This is a genomic window from Microbacterium sp. B35-04 (assembly GCF_010634885.1).
In the GTDB taxonomy this organism is placed as follows: domain Bacteria; phylum Actinomycetota; class Actinomycetes; order Actinomycetales; family Microbacteriaceae; genus Microbacterium.
Genome location: NZ_MWLP01000020.1, coordinates 36341 through 60567 on the forward strand (window position 1 = coordinate 36341; position 24227 = coordinate 60567).

General features: G+C 71.5%; 20 protein-coding genes and 2 pseudogenes. 9 read left to right on the top strand and 13 right to left on the bottom strand.

Features of this window, described 5'->3' with window-relative positions; genetic code table 11:
* The first annotated feature begins 56 nt into the window (after positions 1-56).
* The 3 genes and pseudogenes from B1729_RS05725 to B1729_RS05735 form a co-directional block, all read left to right on the top strand.
* Positions 57-1055, top strand: a complete 999-nt coding sequence (locus B1729_RS05725; protein ID WP_239539440.1) for a substrate-binding domain-containing protein — start codon at positions 57-59, stop codon at positions 1053-1055.
* Between the two features lie 273 nt (positions 1056-1328).
* A complete protein-coding gene (locus tag B1729_RS05730; protein WP_163618765.1) occupies positions 1329-2780 on the top strand; it encodes an aspartate aminotransferase family protein in 1452 nt (483 codons plus the stop codon).
* Positions 2781-2817: 37 nt separating this feature from the next.
* A pseudogene (locus B1729_RS05735) lies at positions 2818-3108 on the top strand (hypothetical protein); the annotation flags it as partial.
* Between the two features lie 234 nt (positions 3109-3342).
* On the opposite strand, the gene B1729_RS05740 reads toward B1729_RS05735, so the two are convergent.
* Together B1729_RS05740 and B1729_RS05745 are read right to left on the bottom strand one after the other, a co-directional pair.
* Positions 3343-3669 (bottom strand): ATP-dependent DNA ligase, encoded by a 327-nt coding sequence (locus B1729_RS05740; protein WP_163631233.1) that lies wholly within the window; start codon positions 3667-3669, stop codon positions 3343-3345.
* A 20-nt stretch (positions 3670-3689) separates the two neighbouring features.
* Positions 3690-4265 (bottom strand): TetR/AcrR family transcriptional regulator, encoded by a 576-nt coding sequence (locus B1729_RS05745; protein WP_163618763.1) that lies wholly within the window; start codon positions 4263-4265, stop codon positions 3690-3692.
* 111 nt (positions 4266-4376) lie between these two features.
* On the opposite strand from B1729_RS05745, the gene B1729_RS05750 reads away from it, so the two are divergent.
* Positions 4377-5405, top strand: a complete 1029-nt coding sequence (locus B1729_RS05750) for an SDR family NAD(P)-dependent oxidoreductase (protein ID WP_163631235.1) — start codon at positions 4377-4379, stop codon at positions 5403-5405.
* 61 nt (positions 5406-5466) lie between these two features.
* Here the strand turns inward: B1729_RS05750 and B1729_RS05755 are convergent, their stop codons facing one another.
* The 6 genes and pseudogenes from B1729_RS05755 to B1729_RS05780 form a co-directional block, all read right to left on the bottom strand.
* Entirely contained in the window at positions 5467-7026 is a 1560-nt protein-coding gene (locus tag B1729_RS05755) for an SLC13 family permease (protein WP_163631237.1), read from the bottom strand.
* A gap of 193 nt (positions 7027-7219) precedes the next feature.
* Positions 7220-9277 carry an NADH:flavin oxidoreductase gene (locus B1729_RS05760; protein WP_163631239.1) on the bottom strand — a complete coding sequence of 686 codons (2058 nt, stop codon included), beginning with the start codon at positions 9275-9277 and terminating at the stop codon, positions 7220-7222.
* Positions 9278-9433: 156 nt separating this feature from the next.
* Complete coding sequence (locus B1729_RS05765) at positions 9434-10594, bottom strand: cystathionine gamma-synthase (RefSeq protein ID WP_163618759.1); 1161 nt, start codon at positions 10592-10594, stop codon at positions 9434-9436.
* A 263-nt stretch (positions 10595-10857) separates the two neighbouring features.
* Positions 10858-11805 (bottom strand): annotated as a pseudogene (locus B1729_RS05770) (pyridoxal-phosphate dependent enzyme); the annotation flags it as partial.
* Between the two features lie 193 nt (positions 11806-11998).
* Positions 11999-12616 (bottom strand): FMN reductase, encoded by a 618-nt coding sequence (gene msuE / locus B1729_RS05775; RefSeq protein WP_239526040.1) that lies wholly within the window; start codon positions 12614-12616, stop codon positions 11999-12001.
* A complete protein-coding gene (locus B1729_RS05780) occupies positions 12613-13473 on the bottom strand; it encodes a sulfurtransferase (RefSeq protein WP_163618758.1) in 861 nt (286 codons plus the stop codon). The genes msuE and B1729_RS05780 overlap by 4 nt, the downstream gene beginning before the upstream one ends.
* Before the next feature lie 216 nt (positions 13474-13689).
* On the opposite strand from B1729_RS05780, the gene B1729_RS05785 reads away from it, so the two are divergent.
* The gene (locus tag B1729_RS05785; RefSeq protein ID WP_163631241.1) at positions 13690-14280 is read left to right on the top strand and encodes a hypothetical protein; all 591 of its coding nucleotides are present in this window, start codon (positions 13690-13692) and stop codon (positions 14278-14280) included.
* Positions 14281-14301: 21 nt separating this feature from the next.
* Here B1729_RS05785 and B1729_RS05790 read toward each other — a convergent pair whose 3' ends face one another.
* Complete coding sequence (locus B1729_RS05790; protein ID WP_163631243.1) at positions 14302-16434, bottom strand: DEAD/DEAH box helicase; 2133 nt, start codon at positions 16432-16434, stop codon at positions 14302-14304.
* A 192-nt stretch (positions 16435-16626) separates the two neighbouring features.
* Between B1729_RS05790 and B1729_RS05795 the strand changes: the two genes are divergently transcribed.
* The 4 genes from B1729_RS05795 (at position 16627) to B1729_RS05810 (ending at position 18983) form a co-directional block, all read left to right on the top strand.
* The gene (locus tag B1729_RS05795) at positions 16627-16956 is read left to right on the top strand and encodes a DUF6412 domain-containing protein (RefSeq protein WP_204318871.1); all 330 of its coding nucleotides are present in this window, start codon (positions 16627-16629) and stop codon (positions 16954-16956) included.
* A gap of 85 nt (positions 16957-17041) precedes the next feature.
* Entirely contained in the window at positions 17042-17794 is a 753-nt protein-coding gene (yidC, locus tag B1729_RS05800) for a membrane protein insertase YidC (protein ID WP_163631287.1), read from the top strand.
* Positions 17795-17831: 37 nt separating this feature from the next.
* Complete coding sequence (locus B1729_RS05805; protein ID WP_163631247.1) at positions 17832-18224, top strand: TIGR03618 family F420-dependent PPOX class oxidoreductase; 393 nt, start codon at positions 17832-17834, stop codon at positions 18222-18224.
* A 141-nt stretch (positions 18225-18365) separates the two neighbouring features.
* Positions 18366-18983 carry a TetR/AcrR family transcriptional regulator gene (locus B1729_RS05810; protein WP_163618754.1) on the top strand — a complete coding sequence of 206 codons (618 nt, stop codon included), beginning with the start codon at positions 18366-18368 and terminating at the stop codon, positions 18981-18983.
* Positions 18984-19067: 84 nt separating this feature from the next.
* On the opposite strand, the gene B1729_RS05815 is transcribed toward B1729_RS05810, so the two are convergent.
* From B1729_RS05815 to B1729_RS05830, 4 genes are all read right to left on the bottom strand, one after another.
* Complete coding sequence (locus tag B1729_RS05815; protein ID WP_163631249.1) at positions 19068-20192, bottom strand: Gfo/Idh/MocA family oxidoreductase; 1125 nt, start codon at positions 20190-20192, stop codon at positions 19068-19070.
* Complete coding sequence (locus B1729_RS05820) at positions 20189-21016, bottom strand: sugar phosphate isomerase/epimerase (protein WP_163618752.1); 828 nt, start codon at positions 21014-21016, stop codon at positions 20189-20191. Before B1729_RS05820 ends, B1729_RS05815 begins: the two co-directional genes overlap by 4 nt.
* 176 nt (positions 21017-21192) lie before the next feature.
* Complete coding sequence (gene tatA / locus B1729_RS05825) at positions 21193-21375, bottom strand: twin-arginine translocase TatA/TatE family subunit (RefSeq protein ID WP_163631289.1); 183 nt, start codon at positions 21373-21375, stop codon at positions 21193-21195.
* 13 nt (positions 21376-21388) lie between these two features.
* Entirely contained in the window at positions 21389-24133 is a 2745-nt protein-coding gene (locus B1729_RS05830; protein ID WP_163631251.1) for a Tat pathway signal sequence domain protein, read from the bottom strand.
* Positions 24134-24227: the final 94 nt, after the last annotated feature.

A 24227-nucleotide genomic window follows, 5' to 3' on the forward strand; every position in this document is an offset into this window, starting at 1 on the left:
GCGCGCGGCACCGCGAGATTGTTGCGCAAAACCTCGGCCTGCGCGAAGGTGGTGCCGTGTCTGCGCGCGTGAACCTCACCGCGGTCGCGGCGGCGGCCGGCGTCAGCGTGGCGACCGCGTCCCGCGCCCTGTCGGGTCGAGGCGACCTCGCGCCCGCGACCCGGCGCCGTGTGCTGGCCGCCGCCCGCGCGCTGGGCTACACCCGAGACCCCGCCGTGGGCGGACGCCCGCCGGGGTCGGCGCGCCTGGTCGACCTCGTGCTCGGCTGGTTCCACAACGCCTACTCCGACGAGGTGACGGCCGGCGCACGCAGCGCCGCCGCTGCCGCCGGCTACGACCTCGTGCTGACAGAGGAGCGCGACACCCCCGACGACGACTGGCCGATGCGGATCCGCCGGCGCGGATCGGCGGGGGTGGTGCTCGGGCTCATCTCGCCGACCGCGTCGCAGCTGGCGGCGCTGAACGATGCCGAGATCCCGGTCGTGCTGATGGATCCGCAGGCCGAGACGTCACGCGGCCTCACCAGCGTGCGCACGACGGACCGCGAGGGCGGAGCGGCCGCGGCGAGGCACCTCGCCGAACGCGGCGCCACCCGGTTCGCGGTCGTGCTCGGATCGCCGCCGTATCGGTACGGTCGCGCGCGCAACACCGGCTTCCGCGAGGCGCTGCGACTCGTCCGTCCGGACGCCGATCTGACGGCGGTGCAGGCCGACTGGGGCGCAGCGTCGGCCCGTGAGGCCGCCCTGCCCGTCCTGCGCGGTCTCCGGCCCGGCGAACGGCTCGGCGTCTTCGCCTGCTCCGACGAGATGGCCGCCGGCGTGTACGCGGCCGCGGCGGCCACAGGGCGACGGGTTCCCGACGACGTGCTCGTCGTCGGATTCGACGACCTGCGCGGCGCACGCTGGCTCACCCCACCCCTCACGACCGTCCGCCAGCCGATCCGCGAGATGGCGGCGGCCGCCGTCACCGCGCTCACCGACGCCGCCGCCGGCGCTGCGCTGCCGCCCTCGCCGATCGTCCTCCCGACGCAGCTCATCGCCCGCGGCTCCACCTGAGCGCTCCCGGGGTCCCCGGATTCCGCGCCCGACCCGATCCCGACAGGTCAACCGCGCTTCCGCAGGAGGTTGAACCGTTCCAACCTGCTGTGGAGTCGCGGTTGACCTGTTGAGTGACGGGGTGAAGACCCCGAGCCACAGAGAAGAGCGGATGCCGGCAGCCGCGGGATCCGGACGGACCGGCGGCCGCGGCATCCGAACCGGACGAAACGTCGCGACCGGGCGCGCGGGGCACGCGAGTAGCGTGGGAGCACGTCCGACGGAAGGCCCTCCATGTCCACCACCGCGCAATCCGTTACCCCCAGCGGGGCTCCCGGCGATCGCCCCTCGAGGAGCAACCGCCCCGCGAGGAGTGAGTCGGAGCTGCAGCAGATGGCGAAAGACCACCTGTGGATGCACTTCGCCCGCCAGTCGGTGATGACCGAGGGTCCCGGGGTGCCGATCATCGTCAAGGGCGAGGGGCATCACATCTGGGACTCGCGGGGCAAGCAGTACATCGACGGCCTGTCGGGCCTGTTCGTCGTCGCGGCAGGGCACGGTCGCCGGCGACTGGCGGAGGTGGCGGCCAAGCAGGCCGAGCAGCTGGCGTTCTTCCCCATCTGGTCGTACGCCCACCCGGCGGCCATCGAGCTCGCCGATCGTCTCGCCGACTACGCGCCCGGCGACCTCAACAAGGTGTTCTTCTCGACCGGCGGCGGCGAAGCCGTCGAGACCGCGTTCAAGCTCGCCAAGTACTACTGGAAGATCCAGGGCAAGCCCACCAAGCACAAGGTGATCTCGCGGGCGGTCGCGTACCACGGCACGCCGCAGGGCGCGCTCGCGATCACCGGCATCCCGGCGATGAAGGAGATGTTCGAGCCGGTCACCCCCGGCGGCTTCCGAGTGCCGAACACGAACTTCTACCGGGCAGCCGACATGGGCGCCCCCTCGGACGACCTCGAGGCCTTCGGCGTGTGGGCGGCCGACCGCATCGAGGAGATGATCCAGTTCGAGGGGCCCGACACCGTCGCAGCCGTCTTCCTCGAGCCCGTGCAGAACTCCGGCGGCTGCTTCCCGCCGCCTCCCGGCTACTTCCAGCGCGTCCGCCAGATCTGCGACAAGTACGACGTGCTGCTCGTGTCGGACGAGGTCATCTGCGCGTTCGGACGCGTCGGCCACATGTTCGCGTGCGACGCCTACGGGTACGTGCCCGACATGATCACCTGCGCGAAGGCCATGACCAGCGGGTACTCCCCGATCGGCGCGACCATCGTCAGCGACCGCATCTACGAGCCCTTCGCCCACGGCGACCGCGCGTTCTACCACGGCTACACCTTCGGCGGGCATCCCGTCTCAGCCGCGGTGGCACTCGAGAACCTCGACATCTTCGAAGAGGAAGGCCTCAACGAGCGGGTGCGCGAATACTCCCCGCTGTTCCGGTCCACCCTCGAGAAGCTCACGGATCTGCCGATCGTCGGCGACGTGCGCGGCGACGGCTACTTCTTCGGGATCGAGCTCGTCAAAGACAAGGCGACGAAGGAGACGTTCGACGACGACGAGTCCGAACGACTGCTGCGCGGGTTCCTGTCGAAGGGCCTCTTCGACGCCGGTCTGTACTGTCGCGCCGACGACCGCGGCGACCCTGTGATCCAGCTCGCGCCGCCGCTCACGATCGGGCCGAAGGAGTTCGACGAGATCGAGCAGATCCTCCGCAGCGTGCTCACGGAGGCGTGGACGCGCCTCTGAGGCGGTAACATTCGCCGCCCGGGGTTATTGTTGGCGCGTGGGAACGATCTACTACGGCGGCGGCGCGATGCCGATTCACATCGAGGACCGCGCACTGGCGCACCTCAAAGTCGTCATTGCGACCAAGCTGCGACGCGATGAGAGCTTCACGGTGTCCTGGACCCACCCCGACGACCAGCCTCGCGGGCGCAGCACGATCTGGCTGCACCCGTCGATCCCGCTCCGGTTCGTGTTCGATGATCCCGAGCCCGCGCAGCTCAGCCGCGACTGGATCGAGGACCTCGCGAACTCGGCCAGCTCGACCGGCGGCATCCTGCTCGTCGCCGAGCACTTCGACACCGGGCCGGTGGAGGTGCCGGATGCCGCAGCGAGCCTCGGAGACGGGGCAGACCTATCGCTCGGCAAGGTCGACGTCGAGCACATCGACGTCGACCGCCTGACCGTCGCCGGCACCGAGGTCACGGCGGACGACGTCACCGCGTAGGCGTCGCGACGGCTGGGCCTTCCGCAGCGGCCGGGACCGCTCCGCAAGCGAGCGCTCCGCTCGACGCCGCACCGGCTCTTACGCAACCTCCGGCGCGACCGGCTCGTCGTCCTCGCTCGGCTCGGGAAGGATCGTGAGCCCGCTCGGTCCGCTGGCCGCGAGCATCAGATCCTCGACCCATTTGCGGTTGATGCGCGGCTGACGGCTGCCGAAGAAGTGGAACTGGATCGGCACCGAGGGGTGGATCCAGAAGCTCCGGCGGCCGCTGCCGTCGCCGATCTCGACGTCGAACATGAACGGCTCGGACCGGCGCAGCTTGTTCATCATCACGATGCGCAGATGTGCCAGTGTGCGGTCGTCGATGTCGACCGAGTTGGCGTTCGTGTCGTAGATGAACCGTCCCATGGCAGGAGCCTACTGCCGGATCATCGCGGCGCGAATGCGGCAGCGAAAAGCGCGCGAGCACGCCGCGCTACGGCGGGTCGCTGTGCGGGATCCGCGCGGGCCAGCTCGGTCGCCAGCATCCCTGCCGCGAGCGTCACGTCATCGGTCTCGATGTGGGTTCCGACCCGACCCGATTCGCGATCGCGGATCACCAGACGGTCCACCAGCGCCTGGAAGCGGGCGCCCAGGACGGCCACCCGAGGGTCTGTCAGATCGGCGGTGAGGAGCTCGATGAACGCGGTCGAGACGACCGCCTGCTCGACCAGGCGGTCGAACAGGTCGTCGATCGTGCGTTCGGGGTCGGAGGTGTACTCCTCGAGGTCGCGCACGTTGTCTTCGAAGACGGCGACGGCCAGGGCCGTGCGATCGGGGAAATGGCGGTACAGGCTGCCCTGCCCGACGCCGGCGCGCTTGGCGACGGCGCTGAACGGCGCGCCGAGGCCGCCTTCGGCATAGACCTCGCGGGCGGCGGCGATGAGCGCACGACGATTGTCGGCCGCGGCGGCGGGGCCACGATTCTGGCGGGGATGCGCACGGGGGGATGCGGTGCTGGGCACGGGTGTAGCCTAGTACCGGACAACGCCGTCCGGTAGGAGCCGCCCCGAAGGTTCCTCCACCCCGGACCCGCAGCCCGCCCACACTGCATGAAGAAAGGGAAAGAACACGCCATGAGCACCACCACCACCGCTCCGCTCACCGGAGCGTCCACCATCCAGACCTGGCTCGACGACCCTGCCGGCGGCGCCGCACTGCGCGGCCTCCTCGCCCAGGGCGGCCAGAGCGCCGACGCGCTCGCGCCGATCGCCTCGCTTCCCCTCGCGAACCTCGTCGCCATGAGCGGCGGCGCCTTCCCGCAGGCAGCCCTCGACGCGCTGATCGCACAGGTCAACCCCGGCGCCGTCGCCGCCGAGCCCGCCGCCGAGACCCCGAAGGCCGAGTGGGCCGAGAAGATCACGGCTGGGCGCTTCACGGGTCAGACCGTCATCGTCACGGGCGCCGGTTCCGGCATCGGCCGTGCCACCGCCTCGCGCGTGGCACGGGAAGGCGGTCGGGTGATCGCGGTCGACGTCAGCCAGGAGCGCCTCGACGAGTTCGTCGCCGCGCACGGCGGTGCGGACGTCGTCGCGCTCACCGCCGACATCACCGACGATGAGGGCGTCGCCCGCATCATCGAGGCGGCCGGCGACAGGATCGACGCCCTCGCCAACATCGCCGGGATCATGGACGACATGACCCCGGTCGGCGATGTCACCGACGCCGTCTGGGATCGCGTGTTCCGCGTGAACGTCACCGGCACGATGAAGCTCATGCGCGCCGTCATCCCGGCGATGCTCGCGCAGGGCAGCGGCTCGATCGTGAACACGTCGTCCGAGGCATCCCTCCGCGGCTCGGCCGCCGGTGCCGCGTACACCGCGTCGAAGCACGCCGTCGTCGGCCTCACGAAGTCGAGCGCGTTCATGTACGGCCCGAGCGGCATCCGTGTCAACGCCGTCGCTCCCGGCGCCGTGATCACCAACATCGAGGCGAAGTTCAACTCGCCGCTGGGCGCCGACCGCGTGCGCACCGGCATGGCGGTCATGGCGCCGCCGGTGACCCCGGACCGTCTGGCTGCGTCGATCACGTTCCTGCTGAGCGATGACGGCGTCAACGTCAACGGCCAGAACCTGGCCAGCGACGGCGGCTGGTCGGCCGCCTGAGACCCGCGACGCCCCGGTGGACCCGAACCACCGGGGCGTCGCGCACCACCCGGCGCAGCGGTCAGAACGGCCAGATGAGCGGAACGTAGAAGACGGCGACGGCGAGGAAGAACAGCGCGAGCGGCAGCCCGAGCTTCCAGTAGTCGCCGAACCGGTACCCCGCCGGCTCCATCACCATGAGGTTCGCAGGCGTCGCGATCGGCGTGAGGAACGCCGCCGCACCGGCGACAGTGAGCGCCATCATGAACGGCTGCACCGACAGGTCGAGAGCCTGCGCGACCGAGATGGCGATCGGCGCGACGATGAGCACCGTCGCGGTGTTGCTGATCAGCTGGCCGAGCACGACGGTGATCGCGCACAGGGCGAGCAATGCGACGTGAGGACCGGCGTCGCCGAGCAGCGACAGCATGCCGTCGGCCACGAGGTCTGCCGTGCCGGTGCTGCTGAAGGCCGTCGACAGCGGGATCATCCCCGCGATGAGCACGACAGTCGTCCATGAGATCGCGTGGTACGCCGCCGTGACGGTGACCGTGCGGGTGAGGACGAGCGCGCACGCCGCGAGCAGCGCGGCGACCGCCGGCGGCACCAGACCGGTGGCGAGCAGCACGATCATCGCGAGCAGGATGCCGATCGCCCGCTTGGCGCCGCGCCCGAGCGGCACCGACCGGCGCAGCTGCGCCGGGTCGTCGACCGCGAGCACCGCGGGGTCCTGGGCCCGCCGCGTCAGGTCGTCCCACGCTCCCTGGAGCAGCAGGGCATCGCCGGACTGGACGATGAACTCGGTGCCCTTGAGGTGCTCGTCGCCCCGCCGCGCCGCGAGCACGACGAGGTCGCCGTCGGGTGTCGTCATACCCGCGCACACGCGCGTGCCGATCAGCGGCGAGCGCGGCGCCACGACCACCTCGGTCACTCCGGTGTTCGGGCCGAGGAGCACGCCGGTGTCGAGCGTCAGCGAATACTGCTGGCGGAGCATGCGCGCGTGCCGCACCAGGTCGACGGGCATGATGGCACCCTTCCGCTCCGGCACCAGGCGACCCCCGAGCAGCAGGATCACGAGCGTGCCGACGAGCACCGGGATGCCGACGAGCGCGAATTCGAAGAACCCGAACTCCCGTCCCCCGGCGCCGGCGGCGAACTCCGACACGATGATGTTGACGGGCGTGCCGGTGAGCAGCAGGAGCGAGCCCGCGGAGGCCGCGAAGGCGAGCGGCATCAGCAGCTTCGACGAGGCGATGCCGGCGCGGGCGGCGACCACGACGACGAGCGGGAGCAGCGCGGCGACGGCGCCGTTGATGCTGATGAGCGCCGTCAGCCCCGCCACCAGCAGGGCGGTCACGAGGACGAGCGTGGTGCGCTTCGTGCCGGCACGGCCGATCACCTTCTGCCCCGCCCACGCCGTGACACCGGTCGCATCCAGCGACTCGCTCACCACGAACAGCGCGGCGATGAACACCACGGTCGGATCGCCGAACCCCGCGAGCGCCTCGGGCAGCGTCAGCACGCCGGTGAAGAAGAGCGCCAGCGCGACGCCGATGGCGACGATCCCGATCGGCACGCGGTTGCTCACGAACGCGATCACCGCCAGCACCAGGATGACGAGTGTTGCGGTGACGGGATCCACGGCCCCAGCGTAGCCACCGCGCTCGCGGAGCCGCCCTCGCGGAGCCGCCCTCCTGGAGCCGCCTCGCGATCGCCGCTCGGTGAATCGCTTCACTTGCGCTGAACGTACGCTCCCCGCGGCGATCCGTGTACGTTCAGCGCAAGTGAACCGGTCGGAGTTCGGGGGCGTGAGAACGAATGGATGCCACGAACGATCAGCCGCGGAGGACCGCCAGTCCTGCGACGTCATAGGCGAGCTCGACGGCCTCGAAGATCGCCGCGTCGATGGTGCGGGGGGCGAAGGCGTCGCCGATCACGACGACCCGCGGCGCGGCATGAGGCTCCGCGGTCAACCCCGGGATGCCGACTGCCGCGCGCGGCTCGATGGCGACAACCGCGTCGACGCCCGGGATCATCTCGACGGCACCGGTGAGCGTGTCGCGCACTGTCACCGCCCCGGGCTCGATCCCCTCCACCCGGTGTGCCGGGCGTCGCTGGAAGCCGCCGTGCGCGCCCAGACGCTCGAGCAGCAGCGGCCGATCGTACCCGGCGCCGATGTGCGGGAACACCGTCTCGAAGGGCGTGATGAGCTCGAGCTCGTCGACGCGCTCGAGGAGCGTCAGCACGATCCCGGCGGCGTACGCCGTGCCATCGGCATCCACGACCGCGATCCGCCGGCCGAGCGGCGCCCGGTCCGCCTCCGGCGACACCGCGGCGAAGGCGTCGACGGTGCCCGCGGCGGGGAAGCCGCCCGTGTACGCGCCGCCGAGGGCGAGCGACGTGCCGGCCGGCGCGACGGCGCCTGCGGCGACCACGATGCCGTCCGCGGCTTCATTGCCCAGCGTCTCGGCGGTGGCATCGACGCCGAGACGCACCTCGACGCCCGCCGCGGCGAGGTCGCGCACGAGGTCGTCGACGAGCAGCCCGACGCTCTCGCGCCCCGGCACGCGGCGAGCGAGCCGCAGCTGGCCGCCGAGCTCGTGCGCCCGTTCGATCAGGGTCACGGAGTGCCCGTCGGTGGCGAGCTCGACGGCGGCGCGCATGCCGGCCGGCCCTCCCCCGACCACGATCCACCGCTGCGGCGACGCCGTGCGCGGCCGCTCGCGCCGTTCGAGCTCACGCCCGGCGAGCGGGTTCACCGTGCACGACATCGCGAGTCCCCGACTGCCGCGGCCGAGGCATCCCTGATTCAGACGGATGCAATGACGGATGCCGCGCTCGGCGCCGTCGACCGGCTCGAGCCCGATCAGCTTGCGGCCGAGGTCGGGGTCGGCGATCTGCGCTCGCGTGAGCGCCACCATGTCGGCGATTCCCGAGGCGACGACCTCCTCCGCCTCCTCGACGGAGCGCGCGGCACCGACGCCGAACACCGGCACGTCGGGGTTCGCGGCCTTCACCGCTGCGACGTCGTCGCGGAGCCACGCGTACGGCATGGGCGAGGACGGGAAGACGTAGTGGACGTTGTGGTAGCCGCCGGCGGCGAGGTCGAGGAAGTCGATGCGCGCGTCGGCGCGCAGCCGCGCGATGACCTCGCGCATGCCGGCGCCGTCGATGCCGTCAGGGTGGAACTCGTTCGCGACGATGCGGATGCCGACGGTGAAGTCGTCGCCCACCCGCTCGCGCACGGCCCGCAGCACCTCGCGCGGGAACCGCGTGCGCCCCTCGAGGTCGCCGCCGTACTCACCGGCGCCATATTCATCCGTACGGGCGTTGTAGAGGGGCGAGAGGAACTGGTGCAGCAGGTAGCCGTGCGCCATGTGGATCTCGACGCCGTCGAACCCGCCGTTTCGCGCGTTCTCGGCCGACAGCGCCCAGCCCTCGACGAGCGCAGCGATATCGGCGCGGTCCATCTCGCGGGTGGCGTGCGCGGTCGACGGCGAAAGTATGCGCGACGGGGCATACACCGCGCGGGGACCCTCGGGTCCGTCGGGTTGCGCCTGCGCGCCGTGGTGGTTGAGCTGTACGAAGATCTTCGCGCCCGCCTCGTGCACGGCATCCGTCATCCGCTGCGACGCGGCGACGCCCTCGGCACGGTAGGCGTCTTCGAATCCGCGGATCGACCCGGTCGGGTGCACGAAGTGGTTGCCGGCCACGAACAGCCCGCAGCCGCCCCGCGCCCGGCGCACGTAGTACGCGGTCTCGCGGTCGGACTCGACGCGGTCGGAGTACTGCTTCGAGTGCGCCGTCTGCATGATGCGGTTCGGCACGGTGACCGCGCCGATGCGCAGCGGCTGCGCGAGGACGGACGAATGGATGCCGGGGCTCGCGGTCATGCCCCCGAGCCTAGGTCCCCGCGTGCCACCGCCCCGCGCGCGGCTCCCCCTCCTGTTCACTTGCGCTACACGTACGCCGCGCCTGGCGTTTCGCGTACATATAGCGCAACTGAACGAAGGGCCGCGGGGGCCGCGGGGGCCGCGCGTGAGCGTGATTCAGAGGCGGGCGAGGGCCTGCTCGAGGTCGGCGAGGAGGTCGGCGGCCGACTCGATGCCGACAGACAGCCGCACCACCTCAGGCGGGACGGCGAGCTCGGTGCCCCGCACCGACGCGTGCGTCATCTCGTCCGGGTAGTTCATGAGCGACTCGACGCCGCCGAGCGACTCGGCGAGCTGGAACAGACGCGTCGATTCGGCGAAACGCCGAGCGGCAGCGGCATCCGCCAACGCCACCGAGACGATCCCGCCGAAGCCGCTCATCTGGGCGGCGGCGAGCTCGTGCCCGGGATGCGACGGCAGGCCGGGGTAGTACACCCGGGCGACGCGGTCGTGCGAGGTCAGGAACTCCGCCACCGCCTGCGCATTCTCGCTGTGCCGCTGCATGCGCAGGGCGAGCGTCTTGATGCCCCGCGTCGTCAGCCACGCATCGAGCGGACCCGAGACCGCGCCGACCGCGAACTGCAGGAACTTCACCTCGCCGTAGAGGGCCTCGTCGTTCAGCACCAGGGCGCCGCCGACGACGTCGGAATGCCCACCGAGATACTTCGTCGTCGAGTGCACCACCACGTCGGCGCCGAGGGCGAGCGGCTGCTGCAGGGCGGGCGACGCGAACGTGTTGTCGACCACGACGAGGGCGCCCGCGTCATGCCCGAGGCGCGCCAGTCCCGCGATGTCGGTGATGCGCAGCAGCGGGTTGCTCGGCGTCTCGACCCACACGATGCGCGCCGGGCGCTCCTCGAGGGCCGCCCGCACGGCGTCGAGGTCGCTCATGTCGACGACGCGCACGCCGATGCCCCACGCGCCCAGCACACGGGCGATGAGGCGATACGTGCCGCCGTAGACGTCGTTGCCGAGCAGCACCTCGTCACCGGGCTTGAGCGCGGCGCGCAGCAGCGCGTCCTCGGCGGCGAGTCCCGACGCGAACGACAGCGCGTGCGCACCCCCTTCGAGTGCGGCGAGCTGCGTCTGGAGCGCCGTGCGGGTCGGGTTGCCGCTCCGGCCGTACTCGTAGCCCTCGCGGAGCCCGCCGATGCCGTCCTGTGCGTACGTCGTGGAGAAGTGCACCGGCGGGATCACGGCCCCGGTGGTCGGGTCGAACGCCTGCCCGGCGTGCACCGCGCGGGTCTCGAAGCCGTGGTCTTTCGTGGGCTCGGTCATGCGGGTGCTCCTTCTTCGGGGACGGTTCCGGATGCCTCGGGGCCGGGGAGTGCGCCGCGTGCAGGCGTTTCGTCTCGCTCGTTCCTCGCTCGCTCAACGACCGGAACCTCCGCGGGAACCTCAGCTCGCTCAACGACCGGAACCTCCGCGGGAACATCAGCTCGCTCAACGACCGGGACCTCCGCGGGAACCTCAGCTCGCTCAACGACCGGAACCTCCGCGGGAGCCCCGGCTCGCGCGACCGGGACCTCCGCCGGGACGTCGAAGCCGTGGTCGCGCATCCAGTCGTCGTCGTAGAACCGGTTGAGGTAGCCGCGCCCATGGTCGGGCAGCAGCACGACGACGACGGCGTCGGCGGGCAGATCGCGGGCCGTCCGCAGCGCCGCGACGACCGCCATCCCGCTCGATCCCCCCACCAGCAGCCCCTCTTCGCGGGCGAGGCGACGGGTCATCTCGAAGGTCTCGGCGTCACCGATGCGGTGGATCTCGTCGGGCACCGCGGGGTCGTAGCTGTCCGGCCAGAAATCCTCGCCGACGCCCTCGACGAGGTAGCCGTGCAGCGGGCCGCCCGAGTAGATCGACCCCTCGGGATCGGCTCCGACCACGCGCACCGCGCCGTCCGACACCTCGTGCAGGTAGCGGCCCGTGCCCGTGATCGTGCCGCCGGTGCCGATGCCCGCGACGAAATGGGTCACCCGGCCGTCGGTGTCGTGCCAGATCTCCGGGCCGGTCGTCTCGTAGTGGCTCAGCGGCCCGTTCGGATTCGCGAACTGGTTCGGCTTGAACGCCCCCGGGATCTCGCGGACGAGCCGGTCGGAGACGCTGTAGTACGAGCGGGGGTCTTCGGGCGGCACGCTCGTGTCGATCACCACGACCTCGGCACCGTAGGCCCGCAGCACGTCGACCTTCGCACCCGCGAACTTGTCGGGCACGACGAAGATCATGCGGTACCCGCGCTGCACGGCGACGAGGGCGAGCCCCACGCCGGTGTTGCCGCTCGTGGGCTCGACGATCGTGCCGCCGGGCTTGAGCTGCCCGTCGCGCTCGGCGGCGTCGATGATGCGGCGCGCGATGCGGTCCTTGGTGGAGCCGCCGGGGTTGAAGTACTCGACCTTTGCGAGCACGGTGGCGGCGATGCCCTCGGTGACGCGGGTCAGGCGGACGAGGGGGGTGTTGCCGACGAGGTCGGCCACGCTCTGGGCGTAACGCACGATGAGTCCTGGAGTGTTGCCGCGCGGGAGCGCGGAGGGTTGGCGGGGTCGCGGGGGCCTGCGCGAAGCGAACGCTTCAGCAGCAGGGGCGACAACACCGACAGGTCAACACGGGCGCCAGTCTAGACGCTCACCGCGGCGGCGTCGAGGATGACCCGACGGCCGGGCGCGAAGACATCGACGACGGAGGCGGTCACCAGGTCGCGACATACTCCGATCTGCGGACCAGCGCGGCCTGCTCCACGAGCGGCAGCGAGCGGTCGACGGCCTGCACGATGCGGCGGGCGACCTCGGGTGAGCTCAGCTCGTAGTTCGCGAAGTCTGTTGTCGACGCGTACACGCCGATCGGCAGCGTGAGCGCCTGGAAGAACCCGAACAGCGGCCGCAGCTGGTGCTCGATGATCAGCGCGTGCCGTTCGCCGCCGCCGGTCGCCGCGAGCAGCACCGGCGTGCCGACGAGGTCGTATTGGCCGACGAAGTCGAACAGGTGCTTGAACAGCCCGGTGAATGACGCCCGGTAGACCGGGCTCGCCACGATCAGCAGGTCGGCGGACTCGATCGCCTGCAGCGCGGCCTCGACCTCGGGTGCGACATCCTCGCGCGTCAGCGCCCCCGCGAATCCCGGCCCGAGGGCGGCGATCTCGACGAGCTCGATCACTGCGGGAATGCGCTGGGCGACGCCCGCCAGGATGCTGCGGACCAGAGCAGTCGTCCGGCTGGGCTCCTGGAGGGACCCCGACACCCCCACGACGCGGATCGGGCGGTCCCAGATCGTCGAGCCGATCGTGGATTCCTTGACAGGCTCCGTCACACCGGCACCACGTCGAGCGACGGTGCCGGGCCGACCGCGGCGAGACGCCCGCGCGAGCGCGACCACTGGCTCCACGAGCCCGGGTAGACGACCACGTCGATGCCGGCCAGCGCGCCCGCCAGTGCGGTGTGCGTCGCGGCGATGCCGGAGCCGCAGTAGGCCGCGACCGCCACACCGTCCGCGACACCGGCGGCAGCGAACTCTGCGCGGATCTCGGTGGGCGGGCGGAATCTGCCGGCCGTCAGGTGGACGGTCGTCGGGAGGTTGACGGCGCCGGGGATGTGACCGCCTACGGGGTCGAGGGGCTCGGCGTCTCCTCGATACCGCTCCGGTGCCCGCACGTCGAGGAGCAGGCCGTGGTCGGGCCACTCCTCCACGCCGTCGATGTCGGCGATGCCGTCGGTGATCTCAGCGAGCACGATGTCGCCCGGCGGCTTCGGCAGCACATCGCCCGTCTCGAGCGGCAGCCGTTCGGCGAGCCAGCCGCGCAGCCCTCCGTCGAGCACACGCACGTCGGCGAGCCCCGACCGCGTGAGCACCCACCATGCGCGCGCCGCGGCCACGGAGTGCACGTCGTCGTACGCGACGACCGTGTCGCCGTCGCGGATGCCCCAGCGCCGCGCCGCGGCTTCGAGCTGCGCGCGCGACGGCAGCGGGTGCCGCCCTTCACGGGGGTCGCCCCGGCGGGCCAGCTCGTGGTCGAGGTCGACGTACACCGCGCCCGGCAGGTGCCCGTCGAGGTACTCCGGGCGGCCCTCGGGCCGGTCGAGCCGCCAGCGCACGTCGAGGATCCGCGGCGGGGTCCCGCCGCGGATGAGGTCGGCCAGCTCGGTCGGCGAGATGAGTGGGGAAGGCATGTGGTCATGCTGGTCGGCAGGCGCGAGCGGCGAAACGCCGTGACGACACACGCCGCGATACGGCGTCACGCGACGTCACACGAGGGGAGTCAGGCCGGCGGGGACGCCTCGGATCGGGCGTTCGGTGTGTCTCGGCCCGAATGCCTGGCGGTACGGGTGCGGGGGCCTAGCATGCGGCCAAGACACCAGTGGAGGAATCGGATGCCGCATCCCCGCGTGACACGCGAATCGAGGCCGCCGCGGGGCGCCCGCACCGCCCGAGTGCTCGCCGGGATCGCCCTCGCCGCCGCGCTCACACTGTTGGCAGGCTGTGGCAATGGCGGGATCCCGCTCCCGACCGCTCTGCCGACCACGCTTCCGACGGACGGGCCCACGAGCCTGCCCACGGCGCTTCCCACGCGCACCCCGATCCTGCCGACGCGGTCGCCCGCGCCCACCGCCGAGCCGACCACCGCGCCCGAGCCCACCACGCCGCCCGAGCCCACCGCCGAGCCCGAGCCCACCGCCGAGCCGACGCCCGAGCCCACCGTGGCGGAGCCGGCGCCCCCAGGGGCGCCTGAGCCCACGACGGCGCCCGGGCAGGAGTCGACGGCGACACCCGCACCGACGCCGAGCGCCACCGCGTCGCCGTCGCCGTCACCGTCGCCGACGTCGGCTTCCCCGTCGCCCACCGCGGACGCGGGCGACAACGCCGCGTCGCCGATCAACTGGGTGCCGTGGGTTTTGGTACTGGTCCTGCTCGTCGCGGCAGCCGTGATCTACCTCATCGTGCGCCGGCCCCGGCCGAAGCCCCCGACCGGCGCCTGAGCGGCGCCGTCAACCGCGGCGTCAGCCGCGGAGCGCCAAGGCGAACGGCAGCACGGCGGCGGCCCCGGCGCGCCGGACCTCACGCGCGGCGATCGTGAGGGTCCAGCCGCTGTCGACCCGGTCGTCCACGAGGAGCACCGGACCCGCGGGGATGTCGAGACCCACGGCCGAGAAGCGATCCCACACCCCGGCGAGCCGGAACGCGCTGTTGCCGCCCGGCTGGCCCGTGGGGCCCCCGTCGACGAGCTCGAGGGAACCGAGGAACGGCAGTCGGCCGATCTCGGCGATACCCCGGGCCAGCGAGTCGACCAGCTGCGGCTTCGCACGAGACGGCATCGCGACGACGGCGACCGGACGACTCTCCCAGCCCCATTCCGCGAGCACCCGCACGCACGCGGCCAGCACGTTCGGCGGCACGGGCGCGTCGGCGGCACCTGCCGCGAACAGCTCGCGCAGGACGCCGCCCCAGCCGAGATCGGTGAGCCGCGCGAGCGCACGGCCCTCGCCCGCCTGCTCGTCCACGGGAATGCGGCCCTTGACGGGCACACCCAGCCGATCGGCGCCGGTCGGCCACTGCCGCCGCGGCTCGATCGGCACGCCGACGCGGTCGAGGGCGGCGGCGGCGGCATCCGTCGCTCCGGCGGCGATCTCCGTCGGGAACCATGCGCCCGCGCAGTTGTCGCACCGCCCGCAGGGCACCGCGGTGTCGTCGTCGAGCGAGCGCTGCAGGAACTCCATGCGGCAGCCCGACGTCTCTTCGTACTCGATCATGTGCTGCTGCTCGGCGACCCGCTCGGCCGCGATGCGGCGATAACGCTCCTCGTCGTAGGTCCACGGCTCGCCGGTCGCGATCCACCCGCCGCGCACGCGGGCGACCGCACCGTCGACGTCGAGCACCTTCAGCAGCAGCTCGAGCGGCGTGCGGCGGATGTCGACCACCGCTTCCAGCGCGGGCGTCGACATCGGCCCGCCCGCCGCGGCGAGGGCCGAGAGCACGCGCTCCGCGCGGTCGCGGTCGGGCATCGACGCCGTGGCGAAGTACTGCCAGATGTCGCGGTCCTCGACTCCGGGGAGCAGCAGCACGTCGGCCGACGCGGTGGCGCGCCCTGCGCGACCGACCTGCTGGTAGTACGACACCGGCGACGACGGCGCGCCCAGGTGCACCACGAAGCCGAGATCGGGCTTGTCGAACCCCATGCCGAGCGCGCTGGTCGCCACGAGCGCCTTGACGCGGTTGTCTTTCAGGAGCGCCTCGGACTCTTCGCGCTCGTCGGTGTCGGTCTGCCCCGTATAGGCCCGCACGTCGTAGCCGCGGTCGCGCAGCAGGCGCGCCGTGTCGTTGGCCGCCGCGACCGTCAGCGTGTAGATGATGCCCGAGCCAGGCAGGTCGCCGAGGTGGCTGATGAGCCAGGCGAGCCTGCTCGGAGAATTGGGCAGACGCAGCACCCCGAGCCGCAGCGAGGCTCGCGCGAGCGGACCGCGGATCGTCAGGACTTCGGATGCCGCGGCATCCGTCCCCCGACCTTCGGCGCTGCCGGCATCGAGCTGCTCGGCGACGTCCGACACGACACGGCTGTTCGCCGTCGCCGTCGTCGCGAGCACCGGCACGCCGGCGGGCATGCGCGCGATGAGGTCGCGCAGGCGCCGGTAGTCGGGGCGGAAGTCGTGACCCCAGTCGCTGATGCAGTGCGCCTCGTCGACCACGAGCAGTCCGATGCGCGCGACGAGCTGCGGCAGCTGCTCGTCGCGGAACGCCGGGTTGTTGAGCCGCTCGGGCGAGACGAGCAGCACATCCACCTCGTCGCGATCGAGCTGGGCGAGCACGTCGCTCCACTCGTGGGCGTTGGTGGAGTCGATCTTCACCGCGCGCACCCCTGCCCGGGCGGCCGCCGCGATCTGGTCGCGCATGAGCGCGAGCAGCGGCGAGACGAGCACCGTCGGCCCGGCGCCGCGGCGGCGCAGCAGCAGCGTCGCGACGAAGTAGACCGCCGACTTGCCCCACCCGGTGCGCTGCACCACGAGTGCCCGCCGGCGGTCGTCGACGAGGGCCTCGATCGCCTCGTACTGCCCGTCGTGGAAGTCGGCGTCGTCGCGCCCGACGAGCGCGCGCAGCACCTCGAGGGCCTCGGTGCGGGTCGTGGTGGTGGCTGTCACGGTCTCCACCCTGCCCGATGTCGCCGACAGTGCGGGGGCTCCGCCGCGAACTGGGGATGCGACACGTCGTCGCCCGGCTGGGGGGGAGGCACGGCGGGAAGCGGGCTTTCGACAGGTGCCCGCCCACCTCGGAGGGGCCCGCGGGCGCCCGCGCCGCGTGTTAGCGTGAGCCGCGACGGGAGGAGGCGGCAGGTGCTCGAAACGCTCGTCCTCGCGCTGCGTCTGCTCGCGGAGGTCTTCGGCAGCGTGCTGCGCCCCCTCGCGGAGCTGGTCGCTTCGGTGACGACTCCCGACGCCGGCGCACTGACGGTGGCCGCCGCGACCACCGCCGCAGCCGCCCTCGCCGCGCTGGCGCTGCTCGCGGTCGCGGTGGCGCTCTTCGCCGCCCCGGCGTTCGCCATCGCCGCTGCGCCGCATCCGCGCCGGGCGATCGCCGACGCCACCCGTCTGACCGAGTCCCACCCCGACGCGCCCGGGCACTCGCGCCCCCGAGCGCCGGGTTCCGTGGCACCGGCCACGTAGTCGCCGACGCGCCCTCCCGAGGGCCGACGTCGATGCCGTCGTGGCCGCATGCCACGACCCGCACTCGACGATCGGACTCACACCCTTGGACCTCTACGCCTTCCCGCCCATCGCCGCGATCCTCGACGCGGCCTATGCCCTCCTGATGTGGCTCGCCACGCTGCTCGAACCGCTCGCCGGGTCGGCGGCGGCTGCGGCATCCGTCATTCTGCTCACGCTTCTCGTGCGAGCGGTGCTCGTTCCTGCCGGCATCGCACAGGCGAAGGCCGAGCAGACCCGCAGCCGTCTCGCCCCGCGACTGCGAGAGCTGCAACGGCGCCACAAGCGCGACCCGGAACGGCTGCAACGCGAGACGATGAAGCTCTACGCGGACGAGAACACGTCGCCGCTGGCGGGCTGCCTGCCGATGCTCGCGCAGGCGCCGGTCGTCGCGGTCGTGTACGCGCTGTTCCTCCATCCCACGATCGCCGGCCACGCCAACGCCCTGCTGGCCGAGGAGCTCTTCGGCGTGCCGCTCGGCGCGAGTCTTCTGGGCACGGTGGCCACCGGCGCCACCACGGCGACGGTCTTCGGCGTGTTCGCGGGCGTCGTCGCGGTCATCGTGGTGGTCGCCGAGATCACGCGACGCGCCTTCCGCCCGCCGGTCGACGACTCACCCGTCCCCTCGCCGCTCGCAGCCGCGGGCATGGTGCGGCTGGCCGGCGCACTGCAGTTCACGACCGCGGTGTTCGCGCTGTTCGTGCCGCTGGCTGCGGCGCTGTACCTCGCGGTCACCGTCTCGTGGACGCTGGTGCAGCGCGTGGTGCTGCGCCGCGTCTACCCCTTGGCGGCGACGTGAGCGGTGGCCTCCCCTGCCACGGGGGGATGATGGACGGATGCGTTCCCTTGCCTCGCTGACCGACGACGGCGCGAGCTTCGTCTCGGACTATCACCTCGCGACCCTGTCGACGATCGGCAGGGACGGGGCGATCCACGTCGTGGCGGTCGGCTGCACGATCTCGGACGGCGTCGTGCGCATCATCACGTCGGACGGAACGCAGAAGGTGCGCAACGTCGAGCGCGATCCGCGGGCCACGGTGGCACAGGTCGCCGGACCCCGCTGGCTCAGCATCGCGGGCCATGCGACCATCGAGCGCGACCCCGGTGCGGTCGCGTACGCGGTGGCGCTGTATGCCGAGCGGTACCGTCAGCCGCGAGTGAATCCGCGGCGCGTGGTGATCCGCCTCGACCCGGTCACCGTGATGGGCTCGGCCGGCCTGTTCGCATAGACCCAGAGCAGGATGCCGCCCGCACCTGCTACGACGGCGGTGCCGGCAGGCTCGCCACGGCGTGCGACGTCGGCTCTTCCGGCGGCGTGTGAATAATTTCCGCTTGGAGGTTTTTCGACCTGCGCTCGGTATCATCGGCATATGACCGCGACACCCGACGAGATCCCCCGCAGCAGGGGACGCTATGCGAAGGGGATCGCGCGGCGCCAGGAGATCCTCGACAAGGCGATCGAGGTGTTCGCACGGCGCGGCTCGCAGAAGACGAGTCTGCGCGCGATCGCCGAGGAGGTCGGGGTGACGCATGCCGCGCTCACGCACTACTTCGGCTCGCTCGAAGAACTGCTCGTTGCGGTCTATCGCGAGTCCGAGCGCAAGGCCGGCACCACGAAGGCGGCTTCGCCGCCGGACTCCAGCCCCGCTATGGCCATGCGGGTGTCGGCCGAGGAGAATCGTTCGATCCCCGGCCTCGTGCAGCTCTACTCGACGCTCGTCGCCATGGCGCTCGAAGACAACCATCCCGCCGCGCAGGCGTTCGCCAGCGATCGCTTCACCCGGCTCCGGCACGACATGGCGGAGCAGGTGCGCGGGCTGCAGGCATCCGGTCATGTCCGTCCCGATCTCGACCCGACGCTCGTCGCCGCTCTCGTGATCGCCGCCTCCGACGGCCTGCAGACGCAGTGGCTGCTCGACGCGACGGTCGACCACGAGGCTGCGCTGGAGATGCTGGACCGCCTGCTCCGCGGCGGCGCTCCCCGCTGACGCAGTCCGCGGCCGCCGACACCGCGAGACCGCGGGGCCGTCGGCACGGTGGCCGACGGACCCGCGGTCTCGGTGAAGCGATGCTCAGAGCGTCGCGGCGAAGGGATCGAAGCCCTCGGGCAGCAGCGGCACCGGTGCGACGGTGCTCTCGACGACGACGGTCGCGCCGGTCGCGGCGGACTCCTGGGCGGAGAGCAGGATGTCGAGCACGTGGAAACCGAGTTCGCCGGAGGCCACGTGCGGTCGCCCCTCGGCGATCGCACGCACCATGTCGAGCGCGCCGAGACCACGCCCGACCACGACATCCTCGTGCGCGATCTCGATCCACTCCTGCTCGAACGACATGCCGTCACGGATCACACCCAACGGCTTGACGTACGCGATGCGACCCGTGAACTGGTTCGGGTCGGGGATCACGATGGTGCCCTCGGTGCCGTGGATCTCGACGACGCCATGACGCTCGAGCGCGGAATCGAAGCTCAGCAGGCTCTGCGCCTGCGCACCCTGCTCGAACGCGGTGATGATCTGGATCGTCGACGGCACCTCGACGACGAACGTGGTCCCCGCGTTCGGGCCGGTGTGGATCTGACGCTCTTCGCGTGCCTTCGTACCGACGGCCGCGACCCGGTCGACGGGGCCGAGCAGGCTCACGAGCGCCGAGAAGTAGTACGGCCCCATGTCGAGAAGCGGTCCCGCACCGTCGGCGAACAGGAAGGCCGGACTCGGGTGCCAGAGGTCCGGTCCCTGCGTCTGGAAGGTCGTCAACGCGAACAGCGGACGGCCGATGAGTCCGTCCTCGATCGCCCGCCGTGCGGCCTGGAAGCCGGGGCCGAGCAGCGTGTCTGGGGCGGAGCCGACCCGCAGGCCGGCGTCCTCCGCCTCGCGCAGCAGCAGGGCGGCGCCGTCGCGGTCGAGGCCCAGCGGCTTCTCGGTCCACACGTGCTTGCCGGCGGCGATGGCCGCGCGCGAGACCTCGACGTGCACTGCGGGGATCGTGAGGTTCACGACGAGATCGACGCCCGGGTGGGCGAGGACGTCTTCGGCCGACCCGAACGCGGGGACGCCGTACTTCTCGGCCTGCGCCTGCGCGCGGTCGAGCAGCAGGTCGCCGACGATGAGCACCTCCACGTCCGGGAAGGACGACAGGTTCGCGAGATAGGTGTCGCTGATGACACCCACGCCGATGATGCCGACGCCGACCGCGCTCATCGGGCGAACCCGCCCTCGATGAGGAAGGCGTAGCTCGCCGCGATGTCGGCGAAGACGTCTTCGCCGGGGTTGTTGTCGTACTCGATGACGGCGTACTTGAGGGCGGATGCCGCACGCAGCGCGTCCGCGAGGGGCACGTCTCCGCCGCCGGCCTGGCGCTGGTCGAGGGCGTCTGAGCCGAACTCGCCGGCACCCGGGGCGAACGGGTTGCTCGCTGGGGCGATGCCGTCCTTCACGTGCACCGCGACGAGGCGGTTCCCGAGCCGCGACACGAGGGCCGGGACATCCTGACCGCCGACGAGCGCCCAGTACAGGTCGAGCTCGAGCACGACGCGCTCGTCGGTGAGGGAGACGAAGCGTTCGTAAGCGGTCTGACCGTCGAAGTCCGCCACGAACTCCTGCGCGTGGTTGTGGTAGCCGACCTCGAGGCCGAACTCGGCCGCCTTGTCGACGAGCACGTTCAGGCGGTCGGCGATGTCGGTGACGCCCTCCAGCGTGAACCAGCGCTCCGGCGTGACGAACGGGTCGATGACGGTCTTCAGACCGACCTTCGCGGCCGCCTCGAAGACCACCTCGGGGGCGGGCGTGGGGATCGATCCGTCGGGAGTCCAGAGCTCATCCGACAGCAGCGGTGCGTGGCCGGTGGGCGAGACGAGCCCCGACGCGTCCAGCGCGGCGCGGATCTCGTCGGGGCGACGCACGAAGTCGAACGCCTCGACGTTGCGCAGTCCGATCGCGGCGAGCTTGTCGAGCGATCCCTTCATGTCTGCGGTGAACTCCGCAGCGAGTGTGTAGAGCTGAACCGAGGTTTCTGGCAGGGCCACGTCGACCTTCCTTTCGTACGCAGAGCGGGGCATCCGATGTCGCCCGCAGTCAGAGTAGCAGAAACCTCCACCTGGAAGTTATGCGCTTCGACGACTGAACACGACGAATCCGGATGCCGCGGTCATCGGCATCCGGATTCCACGCGGTCAGCGCCACTCACCGTGATCCCCGGCTGTCAACCCTCCCGGCGTGAGGCGTCGCTCCCCGGCGAGTCCGTGAGGTCCTTCGTCTCGGTCTTCAGGATGCGCACCGACTGGCCGACGCCCTTGGCGAGCGCCGGAAGCCGCGCAGCCCCGAAGATCAGCAGGATGACGACGAGCAGCAGGATCAGGTGCATTCCGCTGATGTTCGCGAGCATGCTCACTCCCCCATCAGATGTGGTCGCCGACGAGGGCGAGGTTCTGGATCGCGGCCAGGCCGTACTGGGCGCTGGCATTCGTGCTGAACGGTGCCTCATCCACCGGATTGAGCACTGCGGGTCCGTCGACGCGCGTCGCCGTGAACGCCAGGCTCTCGGGGTAGCCGGCGTGCCCGGTGCGGAACTCGCGCCACGCGCGCTGGGCCAGGGTGACGTCGCCGAGCTGGTGCGCCGCGTACGCCGTCGCCCGCGAGTACGCCTGGCGCAGGTTCTGACTCCCCCACGAGACACCGGTGGCCTCCCGCTGTTCCGCGGACGTGCCGTTGTAGAGGCGGCAGTAGGTCACCCACTGCTCGGTCACCTCCGGGTCGTCGATGAGCTCGATCAGCTCGGTCATGAGCTCGATCAGACCGAAGACCGAGCCGAGCGAGCCCACCGAGACGCTCTGCTCGCTCGGTCCGCTGAAGGTGCCGTCCGCCAGGTTGTACCGGATGCTGCCACCCTGTGCCCATCCGTTCGGAAGGGCCGCGATCGTCTTCGCCCCGTTGATCAGCTTCGTCTGTGCGACGGGGTCGCCGTTGCGCTCCCATTCCGCGAGCCACGCCAGCGCGAGAGCACCCCAGTCGGTAGTGGTGCCCACCGCGAGGGCGTCGGGCTGCGGGTTGTACACGTCCGTGCGGATCTTCCGGATCGGGTCGAGCACCATGAAGGTCTTGTCGGCGTCGACGAGGTCGCGCATCAGGTCGCCGACGCGCTCGTCGGCGGTGAGGAAGTAGTAGAAGCGGCGATATCCGGCGTTGCTGATGCGCTGCTGCTTCGCACTGTCGCCCCAGTGCATGATTCCGTGCCGGGTGCCCAGGTCGCGGTAATTGCCCAGGTGGTAGACGTCGACTTCGCCGGTGTGCCGCGTCATCGCCTCGGCGAAGCGGAAGGCCGTGGCATCCCCCGTCCGCAGATAGTGGTACCAGAGCCACATGTCGGTGCTGAGCTCGGAGTTGTCCCACGCGTAGCCGCCGATGTCGTAGCGCCAGACGTGACGGTCGCGGTCGTATTCGTGGATGACGTCGCCGTAGTCCCAGAAGCCGTACCAGGAGCGCTGGTCGACCTGCTGAACGTAGTGCTGGTGCATGAAGGCGAGCTTGTCCTCGATGGCGACCTTCGCGAGATTCGACCGGTCCACCGGCGCCCACGAACCGAACACGCCCGCGGAGTGGTTGTGTTCGGGAGAGCTCACCAGCAGCGGCGGCGTCGAGTTGGCGTCGGCGAGCGCACTGAAGTCCGCAGCCGTCGGGGTGGCGCCCAGGGCCCAGAAGCTCAGCTCGGTGGTGCGGGCTGTGCCGTACGGCGACCCGAAGCCCGGCTCGTAGTCCTCGTAGGTGATCTCGAGGGCGTCGAGCTGCTCGGGGAAGGTGTCCTGCCCCAGGCCGTCGTGGTAGAACCGCAGGTCCATCGCGTCGGCCTTCGGCGACCACATCCACGTCGTTGCGGTCGCGACGTCGGTGCCCGCGCCCGAGATCTCGAGCTCGGTGGGGTGCAGCTGCCAGAAGTTGCGCATGCCGAACGCCAGGCCACCGGCGGGACTGCCCACGTACGCGAGACCGCGTGCCCGCTTGCCGGAGTCGACGCGGATCCAGGAGTGCCCCGACGAGGTGCGCTTGCGGATCTCGAAGCCCTGCGCCGTCAGCTGACTGAGGCTGTAGTCGCCCCACGCGGGGATCCACTGGAGCCGGCTCGTCACGCGCTGGTCCCACGTCGCCGGATCCGGCGTCCACGTGCCGGCGATCTGCGCGTTGCGCGCCGCTGCGCCCGGATCGCGCCGGAGGCCGGTGATGCCCCGGACCGCTTCGCCGAGGACGCCGGCGCCTTCGCCCGCGAACCGGATGTGCCGGTCGTGCAGCTGTGTCGACAGCGGCACCGAGAAGCGGAAGCCGAGGCCGGTGATGAAGTCGGCGTTCTCGTCGCCGTCGAAGACGAAGGTGTGCACGACGCGGACGCCATCCGACCCGGCGTACAGGTAGAAGCGGACGTCGAACGGCAGCCAGCTGCGGTTTCCCTTCCGATGGCTGCCGGTGACCCTCACCACCGCACGGACCGGGCCCGCCTGCTCGACCTTCACCTCCGACACCTCGCTCTTGAACCATTCGCGGGCGACCTTCTCGGCGCCGTCGGTGTCGGGGCCGTCCTGTCGCGAGGCCACCAGGCGGCCGTCCTGCGCGATGACCGCGTCGCCGCGCCGGATGGCCGCGATGAGGTTCGGCCCCTGCTTCGGGAACTCGACGCGGACGACGCCGGTGTCGACGATCACCCGGCCCGGGTTGTCGTCGATCGTGATGGCGGATGCCGGTACCGCGGGCGTGCCCGGTTGCAGCGTGTAGCCGGCGGCCCGGCCGGAGGCACCGCTGACGGCGTGAGCCGTCCACTTCACGGACCCGTCGGGCCACCACCCCGTCGGCCAGCTCTGGACCGGCACGGACTCGCCGGTCTCGGAGACCAGCGCGAAGGCCTGATCCGGGCTGAGCGCGCCGCGCGGCCACGGCACGCCCCATGTCGAGCCGGCCACGAGCTGGGCGGGGGTTCCGCCTTCCAGCCAGCGGAGCGGGATCGGGCCGTGCCCGGTCAGGGCCTGAGCGACGGGCTGCCCGAAGGCGCCGCGCACGACGGGCGCTCCGTGGGCGGCGGCGGGGGATGCCGACGTGAACGCCGCCGCGACCCCGGCGGCGACCGTCGACTGCAGCAGTGTTCGACGACTGATGTCCATGGCGATGACTCCTCGATGAATCTGCGGAGCCGTCGCTGGCCCCGACCGACACCGAAACTAGGCGCGCCCGTCGGCCGCGCTGATCAATCGGACA